General features: G+C 59.7%; 10 protein-coding genes and 8 pseudogenes. 9 read left to right on the forward strand and 9 right to left on the reverse strand.

Annotated elements, in window-relative coordinates; translation table 11 throughout:
- Nucleotides 1-410: 410 nt before the first annotated feature.
- Nucleotides 411-581: pseudogene (locus PAF20_RS17715) on the forward strand (SDR family NAD(P)-dependent oxidoreductase); the annotation flags it as partial.
- Between the two features lie 8 nt (nt 582-589).
- Here the strand turns inward: PAF20_RS17715 and PAF20_RS17720 are convergent.
- Both PAF20_RS17720 and PAF20_RS17725 read right to left on the reverse strand, forming a co-directional pair.
- On the reverse strand, nt 590-1,147 hold the full coding sequence (locus PAF20_RS17720) for a chlorite dismutase family protein (RefSeq protein ID WP_199259175.1): 558 nt from the start codon (nt 1,145-1,147) through the stop codon (nt 590-592).
- Nucleotides 1,148-1,392: 245 nt separating this feature from the next.
- Nucleotides 1,393-2,748, reverse strand: coding sequence for an IS1380-like element ISPme1 family transposase (locus tag PAF20_RS17725; RefSeq protein ID WP_011997539.1), 1,356 nt, complete (start codon nt 2,746-2,748; stop codon nt 1,393-1,395).
- A gap of 143 nt (nt 2,749-2,891) precedes the next feature.
- Between PAF20_RS17725 and PAF20_RS17730 the strand changes: the two genes are divergently transcribed.
- A complete protein-coding gene (locus tag PAF20_RS17730; protein WP_271073601.1) occupies nt 2,892-4,013 on the forward strand; it encodes a hypothetical protein in 1,122 nt (373 codons plus the stop codon).
- Between the two features lie 51 nt (nt 4,014-4,064).
- On the opposite strand, the gene PAF20_RS17735 is transcribed toward PAF20_RS17730, so the two are convergent.
- A protein-coding gene (locus PAF20_RS17735; RefSeq protein WP_434802970.1) for an IS3 family transposase occupies nt 4,065-5,416 on the reverse strand; the annotation gives its coding sequence in 2 pieces (ribosomal slippage) (nt 4,065-5,078 and nt 5,081-5,416; 1,350 coding nt in all).
- A gap of 83 nt (nt 5,417-5,499) precedes the next feature.
- Between PAF20_RS17735 and PAF20_RS17740 the strand changes: the two are divergent.
- The 4 genes and pseudogenes from PAF20_RS17740 to PAF20_RS17755 all read left to right on the forward strand — a co-directional run.
- Nucleotides 5,500-5,700, forward strand: a pseudogene (locus PAF20_RS17740) (fumarylacetoacetate hydrolase family protein); the annotation flags it as partial.
- 12 nt (nt 5,701-5,712) lie between these two features.
- Nucleotides 5,713-6,361, forward strand: a pseudogene (maiA, locus tag PAF20_RS17745) (maleylacetoacetate isomerase).
- A gap of 57 nt (nt 6,362-6,418) precedes the next feature.
- The gene (locus tag PAF20_RS17750; RefSeq protein WP_271073603.1) at nt 6,419-7,525 is read left to right on the forward strand and encodes a cupin domain-containing protein; all 1,107 of its coding nucleotides are present in this window, start codon (nt 6,419-6,421) and stop codon (nt 7,523-7,525) included.
- The gene (locus tag PAF20_RS17755) at nt 7,525-7,824 is read left to right on the forward strand and encodes a DinB family protein (protein WP_067951168.1); all 300 of its coding nucleotides are present in this window, start codon (nt 7,525-7,527) and stop codon (nt 7,822-7,824) included. The genes PAF20_RS17750 and PAF20_RS17755 overlap by 1 nt, the downstream gene beginning before the upstream one ends.
- Before the next feature lie 9 nt (nt 7,825-7,833).
- Here the strand turns inward: PAF20_RS17755 and PAF20_RS17760 are convergent.
- The 5 genes and pseudogenes from PAF20_RS17760 to PAF20_RS17780 all read right to left on the reverse strand — a co-directional run.
- Nucleotides 7,834-8,004 (reverse strand): annotated as a pseudogene (locus PAF20_RS17760) (transposase); the annotation flags it as partial.
- Nucleotides 7,979-8,305 (reverse strand): annotated as a pseudogene (locus PAF20_RS17765) (hypothetical protein). The pseudogenes PAF20_RS17765 and PAF20_RS17760, both read right to left, overlap by 26 nt.
- Nucleotides 8,305-9,919, reverse strand: a pseudogene (tnpC, locus tag PAF20_RS17770) (IS66 family transposase). Before tnpC ends, PAF20_RS17765 begins: the two co-directional pseudogenes overlap by 1 nt.
- A 119-nt stretch (nt 9,920-10,038) precedes the next feature.
- Complete coding sequence (gene tnpB, locus PAF20_RS17775) at nt 10,039-10,329, reverse strand: IS66 family insertion sequence element accessory protein TnpB (protein ID WP_271073604.1); 291 nt, start codon at nt 10,327-10,329, stop codon at nt 10,039-10,041.
- Nucleotides 10,330-10,581: 252 nt separating this feature from the next.
- A pseudogene (locus PAF20_RS17780) lies at nt 10,582-10,707 on the reverse strand (IS5/IS1182 family transposase); the annotation flags it as partial.
- A gap of 530 nt (nt 10,708-11,237) precedes the next feature.
- On the opposite strand from PAF20_RS17780, the gene PAF20_RS17785 reads away from it, so the two are divergent.
- Entirely contained in the window at nt 11,238-12,992 is a 1,755-nt protein-coding gene (locus PAF20_RS17785; RefSeq protein ID WP_271073605.1) for a tannase/feruloyl esterase family alpha/beta hydrolase, read from the forward strand.
- Between the two features lie 132 nt (nt 12,993-13,124).
- On the opposite strand, the pseudogene PAF20_RS17790 reads toward PAF20_RS17785, so the two are convergent.
- Nucleotides 13,125-13,881: pseudogene (locus PAF20_RS17790) on the reverse strand (IS5 family transposase).
- Nucleotides 13,882-14,133: 252 nt separating this feature from the next.
- Here PAF20_RS17790 and PAF20_RS17795 point away from each other — a divergent pair.
- Nucleotides 14,134-14,772 (forward strand): IS110 family transposase, encoded by a 639-nt coding sequence (locus PAF20_RS17795; protein ID WP_271073606.1) that lies wholly within the window; start codon nt 14,134-14,136, stop codon nt 14,770-14,772.
- Nucleotides 14,688-15,092: a transposase gene (locus PAF20_RS17800; protein WP_271073607.1), complete on the forward strand. Its 405-nt coding sequence runs from the start codon at nt 14,688-14,690 to the stop codon at nt 15,090-15,092. Before PAF20_RS17795 ends, PAF20_RS17800 begins: the two co-directional genes overlap by 85 nt.
- Nucleotide 15,093: the final 1 nt, after the last annotated feature.

Raw genomic sequence — 15,093 nt, forward strand, 5'->3', positions numbered from 1 at the left:
ATCAAGCACAGAGTTTTTCAACAGCATCGGCGGAAAGCGGGCATTCGCTGCGGGTGCGAACGCACCCTCGTCAGAACTTTGAAGCGGACATTCAGCCAGGATCGCGTCGTTGGATACGGCGCACCCTCACAAGGGGCGGATAGCGGACGCTCGCTACAAATGCTCCACACAGTATCTCGTGTGCCGAAAGCAGACATCGGCCTGCCATGTGATCGGACAACTCAAAATTTACTCCACCGCCTTGTGTGCGCACTCTTTGACTGGGAAGAGAAGGTGATAGAAGGATGTGTACGGCTGGTCCCGAACGATTTCGCTTGTGTATTTTGCCCACCACTACTGCAACAAGAGAGACGGGCGAGTTCGCTAGGAACAAGTCCTCGCTGCGTTTGGCGTTCAAGAGGTGGTTTGAAGCGATCCTGCCCAGCATCATCGACACCCCGCAGAACCGGGCGGCCATGCCCGACGCCGACCACACCGCCTGGGTGCGGCCGCGTGAGATCGCCGACGCCATCGCCTTCCTGCTCGCCGAGGATGCCAGCGGCGTCACCGGTGCGTTCATTCCGGTGTCGGGGCGGGTCTGAGGCTTCGCTTAGACAGGCTCGGTCCGGACAAGCCGGACATCGACCTCGCGCTCAACGAAATCCCATTCCCGCGTCGCTCGCAGCCGCGCCAAAAGCCTGTCGAACGCCGGCTCATCGGCCGGTGCGAACTCGAACCAGGTCAGGAAATCGAACGGCTCGCCGAGGTCGCGGCTGTGGTGCAGCCGGCGCGCGATCGCCGGAAGGTACTCCATGCCGATCGCCGTGTGCTGCGAGGTCTCTTCGAAGATCGCGCGTCTGTCATCCTGCGCGAGGTCCCACCAGGCCGCCGACTTTTTGATTGGGATCAGGGCTGCATGGGTCGCCTGTCGGCGGTCGAGGCCCTCCTGGCGCGCCCTCAGGCCGGCCACCTCGTCTCGCGTCGCATAGCGGAGGTTGCTGACCGTGCCGAGCAGGCGCCAACTTGTAGGGTCATCGATCGGGCCGGGCTCCCAGGGGTGGATGGTCAGGGCCTCGGCCGGTGCGAGGCCGGCGCCGCGATAGGCCGCGATCGAGGAGATACGCCAGTCTCCGTGCGCTCCGGCGCTGAAGGCATAGGTCGACGCCATGGCGGTCCCGATCTTGCTAATCACCCGACATTCCCCAAGTGGCCTGCCGCTTGACTTCAAGATCGCCTGATTTTGCTCGCTGGGCAAGCGTTTTTCGCCCCGAGCGGTGTCTGTCGTCGCGCAAACGGCCGAAGTCGGGTGGATCAAGCCTCGAACCCGCAGCATTCTGGCCCGGCAGAGCCGCTTTTCCGCGCGGCAGACGGACCTGTCCTGCCGCTTTCGTTCAGCTTGGGCATGGATCGTGGTCATGCGCATGACGGAGGCGTTCGAAGACGGCGGATGGCGGCAAGGACGGCCCGCACCATCGGGCCGGTGACGGCGACCTCGGCCAACTGGAAGGTAATGGCGCGGGCGTGGCGGACGACGCGGGCGCCGATCTTGATCAGCTTGAGTTGCAGGCTGGTCAACGACCAGTCCGCCATGGCCTCGGGCAGTTCGATGCAGCGCAGGAAGGTTGCCAGGTTGTAGGCCAGCGCGTGCAGTTGCAGCCGCACCTCGTTGTGCCGGAACTTCCGGCATGACAGCCGCGTCCAGCGAAAGGCATATTTGCCTTCCTTGATGTGCTGCTCTGCGGTGCCGCGCTGGTTGTAGAACCTCACCACCCAGTCTGGCTCCATCGGCAGGTTGGTGACGATGAAGCCGACTTTGGGGAACAGCTCGCCCGGATGCCATTCGATCTTGGCGATGACGCGGCGCGGCTTGTCCCAGGACGCCGCCTGATACTCGAAGTCCTCGAAGAACCGTTTGACCTTGGTCAGCGAAGGCCGTCCCACGGGCCGTGTCAGCCGATGCGCGATCTTCTCGCGCAAGACGGCGTTGGCGGGCAGACGGATGGCGTAGAAGAACCTGGCTTCTTCCAGCCGCATATAGATCGCGGGGATCGCGTAGGCAGCGTCGGCCCGGAAGAAGCGTCCACCAAGGTCGCGGCCAGCATATCGGGCAATGACGGGATCAAGGACATCCCGCCAGCCATCGGCGCTGTGGACATTGCCGTTACGCAGGGCGCAGCGCTCCAGCATGCCAAACTGGTTGAACAAGAAGATGGGGTGATAGCAGGTGCAGTCGAAATGCCCGTTCCAGGCAGTACCTTCCTGATCGCCGTGGGTGGGGCTGACCGAGCTGTCCATGTCCAGCACGATGTATTTCAACCCGTTGCGGTCATGAAACCGGTCGATCCATTGGCCGTTCAGATCGGCCAGCGCCGCCCGGTTCGCGGCCAGAGCCAGCGTCTCGGTCTCGAACCGTCCCATCTGCGATGCCGAAGCAGCTTGCGCCTCGACGGCCCTGCCGCCAACGACCTGACGCATCACGGGATCGAGGGCCAAGCGGTCGGCATCGTTCACATCCTCGTATCCGGCCAGTCGTCCGAACACCGATTGCCGGAACAATCCGTCAAGCCGATGGAGCGTGTTCTTCCCGGTGCGGCTGTCTCGCAGCGCCTCCGACGCCAGATTGGACAGGCCGAGCACGTCATCAAGCTCGCGCATCACCAGCAGGCCACCGTCTGAACTGATCTGCGCACCACGGAACTCCAGACGCACACGGCGGTCGAAATCAACCCGATCTCCCCGCGCCAAGCCCGCACCCTCCAGGTGATCCATGAAACGCGCCCCTCGCAGCCGTCAACGCCATGATTTATATGCGAAATATCACGATTACGACAGCGAAATCAGCGACTTACTTGGAGAATGTGGGTTGAATATTGGCGATTAAGAAAAGAGATCGGTCCACTTTGCCAAAAGGGATGAACGAGGATCTTCTCAGAGAGATATCTAAGGAATACCTCCTCCCACTATTTTCGGGCGCGTCTTTAGACGCGTCTTCTGAACGTTCAAACTCTTCAGAGGCAACTGTCGCCTATCTCAGTCCTCAAAAGATTGGGTTTAAGGTGAACAAATCAGATACATACCGGTTAATATTTCGAAGAGATCAGCCGTTCGCAAAGAAAAAAGACCCTGCCCGAGAAATTCGGGTAGTTGAAGCCTTCTCAAGTATTTTGGCTGAAATGAACGACGAACTGAAGGGAGACCTCAAAGGCGATCTGCTCTCGACCTTCCAAAGGCGACTAGTTGCACGAGCGGTCTCTGAAGAATCCATGGAGAAGAACGTTCTTACCTTGCTCGATCAGATGTCGAGCTGGTCGACGCGACTTTACGAAGGTACGCCAATAACCGGCGCGATAGGCATCGATCCCTTTGCGAAAACGGACACCGGCATCAAATTTGACCTTTTTGCTTCGAACGACATCGGTGCCGTTCTGTCGAACGGGTACAACAGCATGCTGGCATTCGATGAAGGTTTGAGTTTCATTCAGCACATTTCTCTAAATCATCAGGTCAAAACGGCTCCGGCAAGCCCTTCGATGCAATCGGCGATTTCGAACTGGACCGCAGATCGAGAAGGCAGGGTTGCAGTTGTACTCAATGGGTATGGAGAGTTGCTAGTCTTTCGCGATGGGCAGCTTCTCTTCTCAAGACGGAATGGGATTTGGCATTTCCTTACCCACAGTCCGATCTTGGGCCAAATGGCCGTGCCGCGTGATCCGAAGATTCGTAGTGCAATATATGAATCTATTCTCGATGCCTCGTTTGGGAGGCGAGGTGCTTGCCTAGGAATTGTAGGTTCTGGTCAACGCGAGAGTTGGCACTCGCTGGTATCCGAATTTGACAGGCTGGACCTAAGAATTTCGGAAAAAACAAAAGCGCTTGGCGCCGTCATACAGAAGCGGCCCTTCCACGAACTGAACCGTACGCTTAGGGAAGAGTTGCTTTCAATCGATGGAGCAACACTACTGGATCATAGGGGTAATGTTCTGGCAGTCGGTGCTGTAGTAAGGATCAGTAATGTGCGTCGTCAGATAATTTGAGACATCTGAGCGGTTTTCCGTTTGGAGGCTCTGGCTCATCCTTGATTGATTTTATGCGGTTTCAGTTTTGTGGCGCAAGCGCCGGGTGAGCATTGTTTTTCGTTTGATCTCCTCTCGCTGTTTCAGGATCTGCTCTGCGCGCCCGTAATAGACGTCAGCGGGCGTCAGGTTCCCAAGGCTCTCATGGTAGCGTTGGTTGTTGTAGTATTCGACGAAGGCCCCGATCTGGCGCTCGAGATCACCGGGCAGAAAGTAATGCTCAAGCAGGACACGGTTCTTCATGGTCTGGTGCCACCGTTCGATCTTGCCTTGGGTCTGTGGGTGGTAGGGTGCGCCGCGGACATGATCCATGCCCTTTTCGTCGAGGTAATCCGCCAAGTCGCCCGCGATGTAAGAGGCGCCGTTGTCGCTGAGAAGTCTTGGCTTGGCGACCACGGTTGCGCAGTCACATCCCGAGGCCTCCAGCGCGAGGTCGAGCGTGTCGGTCACGTCCTCGGCCTTCATCGCCGTGCAAAGCTTCCAGGCGATGATGTAGCGGCTGTAATCATCGAGGATGGTCGACAGGTAGAACCAACCCCAGCCCAAAACCTTCAGATAGGTGAAGTCAGTTTGCCACAGCTCGTTGGGGCGCGTGGTTTTATCCCGGAACTCATTGGCAGCCTTCATCACGATATGCGCCGGTGCCGTCACCAGGTCTTCCGCCTTCAGGATGCGGTAAACCGACGATTCCGAGACAAAATACTGCTTCTCATCGGTGTACTTCACCGCCAGCTCACGGGGCGTCAGATCCTCATGTTCGAGTGCAAACTCGATAATGTCCGCCCGGGTCTCATCCGGGAGGCGGTTCCACACAGACCCCGGATGGGACGGCGTGTCCTCAAGCGCGTCAAACCCACCCTCGGACCAGCGGGCATACCAGCGGTAATAGGTCGTGCGTGGAATGCCGAGCATGGCCAGCGTCTGACGGGCAGGCAGATGTGAGGCTTCGACGGTGCGGATGATCTCCAGCTTTTCCGATGCAGGATACCTCATGCCTCGTACTCCCCATCCCCGACCATGCTTTTTTTGAGCAGACGGTTTTCCAAGGTCAGATCAGCAACGACTTCCTTGAGCGCGGCCGATTCCGAACGCAATTCCTTGACCTCAGGCGATGTCGCTTGGCGGGCGGTATCCCCGGCCAGGCGCTGCTTGCCCGCCTCGAGAAATTCCTTCGACCACGTGTAATACAGGCTCTCGCTGATACCCTCACGGCGGCATAGTGCGGCGATACTCTCCTCGCCGCGCAGGCCCGCCAGCACGATCCTGATCTTCTCTTCCGCCGAGTACTGCTTACGCGTCTTGCGCTTGATCCCTTTGACCAGCTTGTCAGCGGCGTCCTTCGATGTTCCGGATTTCTTGTTCATCTTCGCTCCATGGTGGCTGCGATGAACCAGAAATCCTCCGTTACGAAAACATCAAATCTGTCCCATAGGCGCTGACGTCAGACAACGCAGACCTTAGTGAACTGATCTGGTCGGTGCCGGAGATCATCTCGATCCTGTCGCATTCGATCACGCTGCAGCCGGGCGATCTGATTATGACCGGTACCCCGGCGGGCGTCGGGGCCATGAACGAGGGGGACACCTGCGTGGTCGAGATCGAGGACCTTGGCAAGATCGAGACCCCGATCGGCAAACGCGAAGCCTGAAGGGCTTGATACATGACCCTGAAGTTACATAACTTCTTCCGGTCCTCGACTTCAACGCGGCTGCGTGCCGCGTTGAACCTGAAGGGGCTGAGCTATGACTATATCCTCTATGTGCTGAGCACCGGGGAAAACGCGGACGCCCGAGTATCTGGCGAAGAACCCGCAAGGTCTGGTCCCTACCCTTGAGAAAGAGGACGGCAGCTATCTGACGCAATCTCTGGCCATCATGGAATGGCTGGATGAGACCCATCGGGGGCCAGCACTTTTGCCCGCGGATGCGGACGGTCGCGCACGTGTACGCGCCCTGTCCTATATGATCGCGCTGGAGATCCACCCACTGAACAATCTGCGCGTGCTGTTCCGCATTCGCGATCAATTCGGTGCCGATGAAGAGGCGCAGAAAGAATGGTTCACCCATTGGGTTGCTATCACCTTCGATGCGCTTGAAGCCGAGCTTTCGAGATCGGACGAAACCGGGCTTTACTGCCACGGCCACACACCCACGATGGCTGATTGCTGTGTCTATGCCCAGATATGGAACAACAAGCGCTTTGGTGTGCCATTGAAAAGCTGGCCGGTGATTTCGCGCATCTATGCGGAACTCGACAAGCCGCCCACCTTCCGGAACGCGGCGCCGCCCAATCAACCAGACGCCGCCTGACGCGCCGAGCCCCACATGCACGCACCCGAGACGTGACAAAAACCGGAGGAACTCACCATGTCGACCGAAGATCGTAACCACGACACCGTTGCGCACGGTATGCAGCCGGAAGACACACCGGAACTACGCGCGCTTTACAAAGGTTTCGAAGAGCAGAACCTGCTGCCGCTCTGGACCCAACTCGGCGACCTGATGCCGATGACGCCCAAGTCCAAGGCCGTGGCGCATGTCTGGCGTTGGGCCGATCTTCTGCCGCTGGCGGAAAAATCCGGTGAGCTGGTGCCGGTCGGTCGCGGTGGCGAACGCCGTGCCATCGGGCTTGCCAACCCCGGTCTCGGTGGCAATGCCTATGTCTCGCCGACGCTCTGGGCCGCGATCCAGTATCTCTGTCCGGGCGAGAACGCGCCGGAACACCGACACTCGCAGAACGCCTTCCGTTTCGTTGTCGAGGGAGACGGCGTCTGGACCGTAGTCAATGGCGATCCGGTGCGCATGTCGCGCGGGGATTTACTGCTGACGCCCGGTTGGAATTTTCATGGCCACCACAATGTCGCCAATGAGCCGATGGCCTGGATCGATGGCCTGGACATTCCGTTCAGCCAGCAGATGGATGTCGGCTTTTTTGAGTTTGGCTCCGACCGGGTGACCGATAATGCCACGCCGGATTATTCCCGTGGTGAGCGTCTTTGGTGTCATCCGGGTTTGCGTCCGCTATCACAGCTGCAAAATACCGCATCTTCGCCGATCGGTGTCTATCGCTGGGAATTTACCGACCGCGCGCTGACCGAGCAGCTGCTTCTGGAGGACGAAGGCCAGCCCGCCACGGTCGAGCAAGGCCACGCGGCAATCCGCTATGTCAACCCGACCACCGGCGGCGATGTCATGCCGACGATCCGTTGCGAGTTTCACCGCCTGCGGGCAGGGACCGAAACCGTGACGCGTCACGAGGTTGGCTCCACGGTGTTCCAGGTCTTTGACGGCTCGGGCGCCGTGGTAATGAACGGTGTCGAGTACGGGCTTGAAAAGGGCGACATGTTCGTTGTGCCAAGCTGGGTGCCATGGTCCTTGCGGGCGCAGAACCAATTCGATCTCTTCCGTTTTTCGGATGCGCCGATCATGGAACGTCTGGGCTTCATGCGTCAGATGATCGACGGCCAGTCGTAATGCTTCCGGCAGAGACGGATCTGGCCGCCCGCGAGGCGCTGAAAGCCCGCGTAGGCAAGGGGGCGCGCTTCGATGCCCCCAACGCGCCTGCCGAGGACCTGCTTCTTGCGCGGCGCGGCACCGCCTATTTCGCTCGCAAGCTAATGGAACTCAGCGACGAGGCGCTCTATGAACCCGCCGCGATCGACGGCCTGAGCCGCGCCTATGTAGTTGCTCGGTTGAGCTGTGGGGCCCAGCATCAGGCGCTGGAGGCATTGGACAACAACATGGTCCCCGAACTTCCCGAAGAACTGCCTTAGGATCAGTATTCATAACCAATAGATGACGACAGCCGCGAGGGCGATGGCTGAGAGGAACACCTTTGGGCATCGGTCATAGCGGGTCGCGACGCGCCTCCAGTCCTTTAGCCTGCCGAACATGATCTCGATCCGGTTGCGCCGCTTGTAGCGTCGCTTATCGTATTTGACCGTAAGCGCCCGATAGCCACCGCAGTTTCATGTCCTTTACGCGTGCGATGATGTCTGGATCGCCGACGAAGTCCTCGAGGAAGCCTTGCCATTCCTCTGTCGATATCCGGGCAGCCCTGAGCATGTCGCGAAGTTCGCCGATGCCGTCGTCGGTGAGGGCAGTCTGGTAGGTTTCTTGGTTGACTTAGACACTGACGATATTGCCGTAGGTTAGGTTGTCGTCGTTGCTGACGATGGCTTCGAGGAGGTCCAGATCCTCCCCAAGCAGGTTGGCGAGGCGACTGAGCATACAGACGGAGGTGGTCGTCGCCATCAGGCAGCCTCGCTGCTGGGCTGACGTTTCGCTTGCCACAACCAAGGCAGCAGCTCGTCGATCCGGTTGATTTTGTGATCATGGATGCGGTCGAGGATATCGGCCAGCCAAGCCTGCGGATCGAGCCCGTTCATCTTGGCGGTTTCGATGAGCGTCATGGCCCGGGCCAGCGTTTCGCCACCGCTGTCGGAGCCCGCGAAGAGCCAATTCTTCCGCCCGATGCCGATCGGGCGCATGGCACGCTCGGCCGGGTTGTTATCGATGCCGACGCGGCCGTCTTCGAGGAAGAGCTCGAAGGAGGGCCAGCGGCTGAGGCCGTAACGGATGGCCTTGGCGAGATCGCTCTTCCCCGGAATGCGCAGCAGCTGGGCCTCGGCCCATGCTTTGAAGCCATCCACCATGGGGCGGGAATGCTGCTGACGCGTAGCCTGGCGCAGTGCCGCCGGCTGGCCGGCAATCTCGCGCTCGACGTCGTAGATCTTGCCGATCCGGTCGAGGGCCTCCCGCGCAATCTCGGACTTCGTGGTTTCCCAGACATCGTGGAAGTCGCGCCGCAAGTGCGCCCAGCACGCGGCCTCTCGGAACTGGCCGCTGCCATCCGCGCGCTGTTCGTAGAGCGGATTGAAGCCGGCATAGGCATCTGCCTGAAGGATGCCACGGCTGGCTTGTAGGTGGCGCTGCGGATGCTCCCCCTTCCGATCCGGGGAGAAGCGGTAGACGACGCCGGGTGGCGCCATGCCGGCCCAAGGTCGTTGGTCAGAGACATAGGCCCAGATCCGGCCTTGTTTGACACCCTTGCCGAGACCGCGGTCCCGACGTGACCGGTCCAGCACGCGGATCGGGGTGTCATCTGCATGCAGCACCGGCGCGGACATCACCTCGGCCTCGATCCGCTCGATGACGGGAGCGAGCACCTTCATGGCGCGCCCGCACCAATCCAGAAGCGTGCTGTCAGGGATGTCGGCGCCCATGCGGGCGTAGATCTCGTGCTGACGATACAATGGAAGATGGTCGTCGAACTTCGAGACGAGGATTTGAGCCAGCAGCCCCGGACCAGCCATGCTGCCGGGGATTGGACGGCTCGGGGCCGCAGGCTGCACCATCTTCTCACACCGGCGGCAGGACTTCTTCACCCGCGCAATCTGAATGACCTTCATCTGCGCCGCGACCAGGTCTAGAAGCTCGCTGACGTCCTCACCCACCACTCGCAGGTCACCCCCACAATCGGGGCAACAGGAGCCAGGGTCGAGCTCCCGGCGTTCGCGGGGCGTTGCCTCCGACACGCGCGGCCTGCGTCGCGGCTCTGCCTCGGCAACAGGAGCATCGGTCGCGGCAGGCTCATCGTCCTCGGTCGACCCGTCGTGTTGTTCGGCGGCCGCGACCAGCAGATCCTCCAGCGCCAGCTCCAGCTGGGCGATCTCGCGCTCGATCTTTTTCCGAAGACTTGCCGAAGGCCTGTTTCTGCAACTTGGCGATCCGCAGGCGCAAGGCCTGAACCAGTTGCTCGTGGGCCTGGAGCGTGGCCGACATGCGCGCATTCTCTGCCTGAAGCGCGGCAATCATCGCCTTCAGGACTGCGGGGTCGTCAGAGAGAATATGGGCATCATCGGACATGCCGACTGATACCATGCGCAGGCATGTGAGGCCAATAAAACAAGGAGATTCAGAGGGATAATCTACCCGACCCGGGCGGGCGGTGCGCCCCAGTCCGGACGCCGCCAGTCTATCCCCTCTCACAGCATCGCCAACTGGGCGGAGGTCAGCCGCGCCACCCCGGCTTCGGGGTTCGGCCAGGGAAAGCGCCCGCGCTCGAGGACCTTGTAGTAGAGGCAGAAGCCTTGGCCATCCCAGTAGAGCAGCTTCAGACGATCCCCCTTGCGCCCCCGGAAAGCAAAAACCGCACCGCTGGTTGGCTTCTGGCGCAACACGTCCTGAGCCAGGGCCGAAAGGCCGGCAATTCCCTTCCGCATGTCAGTTGCGCCGCAGGCCAAGTAGACGCGAACGCCAGTGCCCGGGCCGATCATGCCGCTTCCATCGCGCGGATCAGCCGGGTCAGCGCCTCGCCATCCATGCTGCTGTCAAAACGAAGGCAACGACCATTGGAAAGCCGCAGTTCCACAAGAACAGGCCGAGAGGGTGCAGGGGATTGTGCGGGTTCAGAATGCGGCCCGAACCTCGCCCAGTATAGCATCTCCCACTAAGACACGTGCATAACTACGTCTTTATGCATGTGTCTTAGCTCACCCAGCCTTCTTCAGGCAGGCGGCACCAATCGGACGCTTATCGTATTTGACCGGCGTCTTCCGCTGTTTTCGACCGGGGATGCAGGCGCGTATACCCTTGTCCTGCAATGCTTTTCGGAGCCAGTCGGCATCATGGCCGCGATCACCGAGCAGCCATTGGTTCGCCCGATCAGGCGGCCACGCCCCCTTTTTCACGGCCACGCTGGTCGCCGGTCGGTGGGCCTTCAGCGGGACAAACGTAGGTGGCGTCGCGGCGTAAAGCTCGCCATTCCGATACTGCCGCCGCCACATAGTCAGCAGGAAGCGCGATACCATGCCGACGTGTCGTTACCGCCACCTCACGTCGCCCGACGAAGCTCCCCTCCACGATCTGGAGGTTGTCCGCATCACCCCAGTATCGCCGCCGCGGCACGTGCCCGTCATTCCCACGCTTGACAGCATAGGTTTTACGGCTAACAATCCAAAAGCGCGAATTTCGGATATTGTTCGAATAACGAACATCGGTTTTTTTGAGAATGAAGCTACCTAAAACGGCGAAGAGCCAGGATCTACCGGCGACGCGACGGAGGATGCGTTTCGGTAGAGGGTTGCTGGAGCAATTAAGGGCATTCGCCGCCCGCTGTGCGAGTGCGTTTGATTTGTTGAAGCGATTCCGGGGTGCGCAGGAGTGACAAAATGGAGGAGAGTAAATGCCAATTATCAGATCAACTACGGCCCTTGCAGCAATCGCGAGCGGTTTCTTCTTGACGGGTGTGGATCATGCCGATGCCGCTGTCGCCGGAGATTTTCCCAATCAGTTTCTATCTTGCTTTGACGCGGCGAATCTCACGGAGATTGAGCTTCCAGCGGATGTCCAAGGTTTTCGCCTGATCGAAATTGCAGAGCATGCCGGAGATAAGGGTATGCCGGCGCATTGTGAAATTGTCGGTGCGATCAATGATCGGATCAGCCCTGTGGACGGGCAACATTATTCGATCAAGTTTCGACTCAGGTTGCCGCAGGACTGGAATGGCCGCTTCTACATGGAGGGGGGCAGCGGCTCGAACGGCGTATTGAAAGACGCCATGGGGCCGACGGGGCTCAACCAAGAGGATTCTGCTCTTGAGCGTGGCTTTGCGGTCGTGACAACAGATTCAGGCCATGACAATGACACCAACTCCGACAGCAATGCCTCGGGGCGCTCCGCATTCGGCATGGATCCGCAGGCGCGGCTTGATTTCGGCTACATGTCCTATGATATTGTGACACGTGTAGGGAAGGCAATTGTCGAGAAATATTATGGTGCTGCACCTGAAAAGTCCTATTTCATCGGTTGTTCGGAAGGCGGACGCGAAGCTTTGCTGATGACGCAGCGCTATCCCGATCTGTATGATGGTATTGCGGCCGGTGCACCGGGGATCCGCTTCTCATACTCGGCAGCCTATGCGCCGTTTCTGCTCAGAATCTTTGGGAACCTGGCGGAAACGCGGAACCAGTTGGGGCCTGACGGAATCCCGCTGCTGAACAAGCTTTATTCGGACAACGACATTCAACTGATCGCTGACGCGGTTGTTGGTGCCTGCGATGCGCTGGACGGGTTGGAGGACCGGATGTCCAATAATATTGAGGCCTGTACGACTGTTACAGTGCTTCCGCGACTGAGAGCACTTACTTGTTCTGGTGCAAAGGAAGAAGGTTGCCTGCTGGAGGATCAGATCGACGCCTTTGTCGCCGGGATGGCCGGACCCGTGACATCAGACGGGACAAGGCTGTATCCCGGCCATCCCTGGGATCCCGGTATCGGCGGGCGGATCGGCGACAGCGTGAATGACGGATTCCGGTCGTGGTGGTTCGGTTCCTATGACAGCGACCAAAACAATGCCCGCAAAGTGACCCTCAGCACTCCGCAACACGCAATGCTCTGGCAGACCCCACCGGTGCCTCTGCGCCCGGATGAATATGTGCGGTTCGAGATGAACTTCAACATAGACGAGACGCCGGCGCTCGCCTATGCGACTACCGATCTTTACCCCGTCTCGTCGGCCGAACTTGGTAACGCGGATTCGCCGGACCTTTCCGATTTCGCATCCCGCGGCGGAAAGCTCGTGATCTATCACGGAGCGGCAGACGCAGCATTTTCCGCACTTGATACGATCAAGTACTGGAATGCCGTCAACGAGACAGCCGATGGTCAGGCAGCGGACTTTGCGCGGCTATTTATTATCCCCGGGATGAACCATTGCCAGGGAGGTCCGGCAACAGACGATGTCGACCTGCTGACCCCGCTGATGGCTTGGGTCGAGGACGATCTTCCCATCGAACGGCTTGAAGCCACGGTGTCCAACCCGGACTATTTTGGCGGCAAGAATCTTTCGCGTCCTCTGTGTCCGTACCCGCTCTATGCCGAGTACGATGGGGAAGGAGATCCGTCGAGCGCAGAGAGCTTCACCTGCGTCGCCAACTGACAAGCAACGAGAGGTGGGCGGCACAGCATATGCCGCCCACCGTGTCCTTGAGCCATCCGATGGCGGCCGACGGGGTGAACTGCCATCCCGCCAAATAACAGCAGCTATCGTTGCTGGCATTGGGGTCAGGATTCATAACCAATAGATGACGACAGCCGCGAGGGCGATGGCTGAGAGGAGCACCTTTGGGCATCGGTCATAGCGGGTCGCGACGCGCCTCTAGTCCTTTAGCCTGCCGAACATGATCTCGATCCGGTTGGGCCGCTTGTGGCGTCGCTTATCGTATTTGACCGGCGTCTTCCGCTGTTTTCGACCGGGGATGCAGGCGCGTATGCCCTTGTCCTGCAATGCTTTTCGGAGCCAGTCGGCATCATAGCCGCGATCACCGAGCAGCCATTTGAAGTTTGGCAGGCCGCTGAGCAGGGCCCGTGCGCCGATGTAATCGCTCACCTGTCCCGCAGTGACGAACAGGTCGATCGGTCGTCCCTGACTGTCACAGATGGCGTGAAGTTTAGTGTTCATGCCGCCTTTGGTTCGCCCGATCAGGCGGCCACGCCCCCATTTTGACGGCCATGCTGGTCGCCGTTCGGTGGGCCTTCAGCAATGTCGCATCGATCATCACGGTCGTCTCTTCGCCGTGTGCCGCCGCTAGCCCGACCATCATCCGCGCGAAGATCCCCTTTTCGCTCCATCGCTTCCAGCGGCTGTAAAGCGTCTTGTGTGGATCATAGGCGGAAGGCGCATCTCGCCAGCGTAAGCCATTGCGGTTGATGAAGATAATCCCACTCAGCACGCGTCTGTCGTCGACCCGAGGCTTACCGTGAGACTTGGGAAAGAAACGGGCCAGACGTGCCATCTGCGCGTCGGTCAGCCAGAAGAGATCGCTCATTTCAACGCTCCGTTTTCGGAGCCGTGAATCATGCTGTGCAACCGAAATCAATGCATCCTGACCCTTCTGTATCGTAGATCTGCTAGCGTGACCCCGTCACGTGTCCCGGCCAGGACCCGTGACGGGGTGGTGCGCGACGTCTGACCCTTGTGGCATGGCCACGCTTCTTAGCCTGTCGGCACCGCCTCTCCTTCATTGTCTCGAACAGTTGCCAGCGGCCCTCGTGGGACCGCGTATCAGAAGGAGGAGAGCATGGAGAAGGTAACACACGGTCGGATCATCGGGATAGATGTGAGCCGAGACTGGCTCGATATTCACTGCCTTCCGGACGGTCAGCGTCATCGCATCCCCAATACCGATAATGGCCATGTCGCGGTGTCCGATCTCGCTCACGACCAGAGAGCCGTCGTCTGTTTCGAAGCGACGGGTGGGCAGGAATGGCGGCTCTGGTCCTATCTTCAGGATGCAGGCGTCGAGGCCCGCCAAGTGCCGCCGGCCCAGGTCAAGGCCTTCGCGCGCAGCCTTGGAACCCGAGCAAAGACCGACAGGATCGATGCCGAACTCATAGCGCGCTTCTTGGTCTTCAGACCCGAGGCAGGACGAACACTTCCCGCCGAACATCTACGTCTTCTCAGGGCCTTGACCACCAGACGGGTACAGGTGGTCGAGATGCGAAAGCGGCTTCTGGCGCAGATCCGGGCGCATCAGAAATCGGGAACGGCAGAGCTGTTCGAGGATATCGATGTGGAGTTGAAGGAGAGTTGGATGTTGCGATCACCGAGTTGGAAAGCAGAATTTCAGAGCTTTTGGGGCGCTACAGGCATCTCGCGGACACCGCGCGGATCCTTCGTTCCGTTCCCGGCATCGGACCAGTCGCCAGCTCAACGCTGATCGCCGAACTTCCCGAACTCGGCGCTCTCACCGGCGAAGAAGCTGCGGCCCTGACCGGTTTGGCACCAGTGGCGCAGGACAGCGGAACGTTGCGTGGCAAGCGCGCAATCGCCGGTGGTAGACGCGCCCTACGACATGTCATGTTCCAGGCAGCGCTGGTTGCCTCGCATCATAACCCGACACTCAAAGCGTTCGCTGATCGGCTCCGTAAAGCCGGGAAACCACACAAGGTCATCGTCACGGCCGTCGCGCGCAAGCTCGTCATCATCGCCAATGCTCTGTGCAAAAGCCGACGGGAATGGGAGCACAGACACCCCTGAA

The sequence above is a fragment of the Paracoccus albus genome (assembly GCF_027913035.1).
In the GTDB taxonomy this organism is placed as follows: Bacteria; Pseudomonadota; Alphaproteobacteria; order Rhodobacterales; family Rhodobacteraceae; genus Paracoccus; species Paracoccus albus.

Bases quoted from the DNA above. Each gene is read 5' to 3' on its own strand.
- PAF20_RS17730 (WP_271073601.1), top strand. From the start codon at position 2,892: ATGAACGAGGATCTTCTCAGAGAGATATCTAAGGAATACCTCCTCCCA.
- tnpB (WP_271073604.1), bottom strand. From the start codon at position 10,329: ATGATCGGCCCGGGCACTGGCGTTCGCGTCTACTTGGCCTGCGGCGCA.
- PAF20_RS17750 (WP_271073603.1), top strand. From the start codon at position 6,419: ATGTCGACCGAAGATCGTAACCACGACACCGTTGCGCACGGTATGCAG.
- PAF20_RS17795 (WP_271073606.1), top strand. From the start codon at position 14,134: ATGGAGAAGGTAACACACGGTCGGATCATCGGGATAGATGTGAGCCGA.
- PAF20_RS17725 (WP_011997539.1), bottom strand. From the start codon at position 2,748: ATGGATCACCTGGAGGGTGCGGGCTTGGCGCGGGGAGATCGGGTTGAT.
- PAF20_RS17785 (WP_271073605.1), top strand. From the start codon at position 11,238: ATGCCAATTATCAGATCAACTACGGCCCTTGCAGCAATCGCGAGCGGT.
- PAF20_RS17720 (WP_199259175.1), bottom strand. From the start codon at position 1,147: ATGGCGTCGACCTATGCCTTCAGCGCCGGAGCGCACGGAGACTGGCGT.
- PAF20_RS17755 (WP_067951168.1), top strand. From the start codon at position 7,525: ATGCTTCCGGCAGAGACGGATCTGGCCGCCCGCGAGGCGCTGAAAGCC.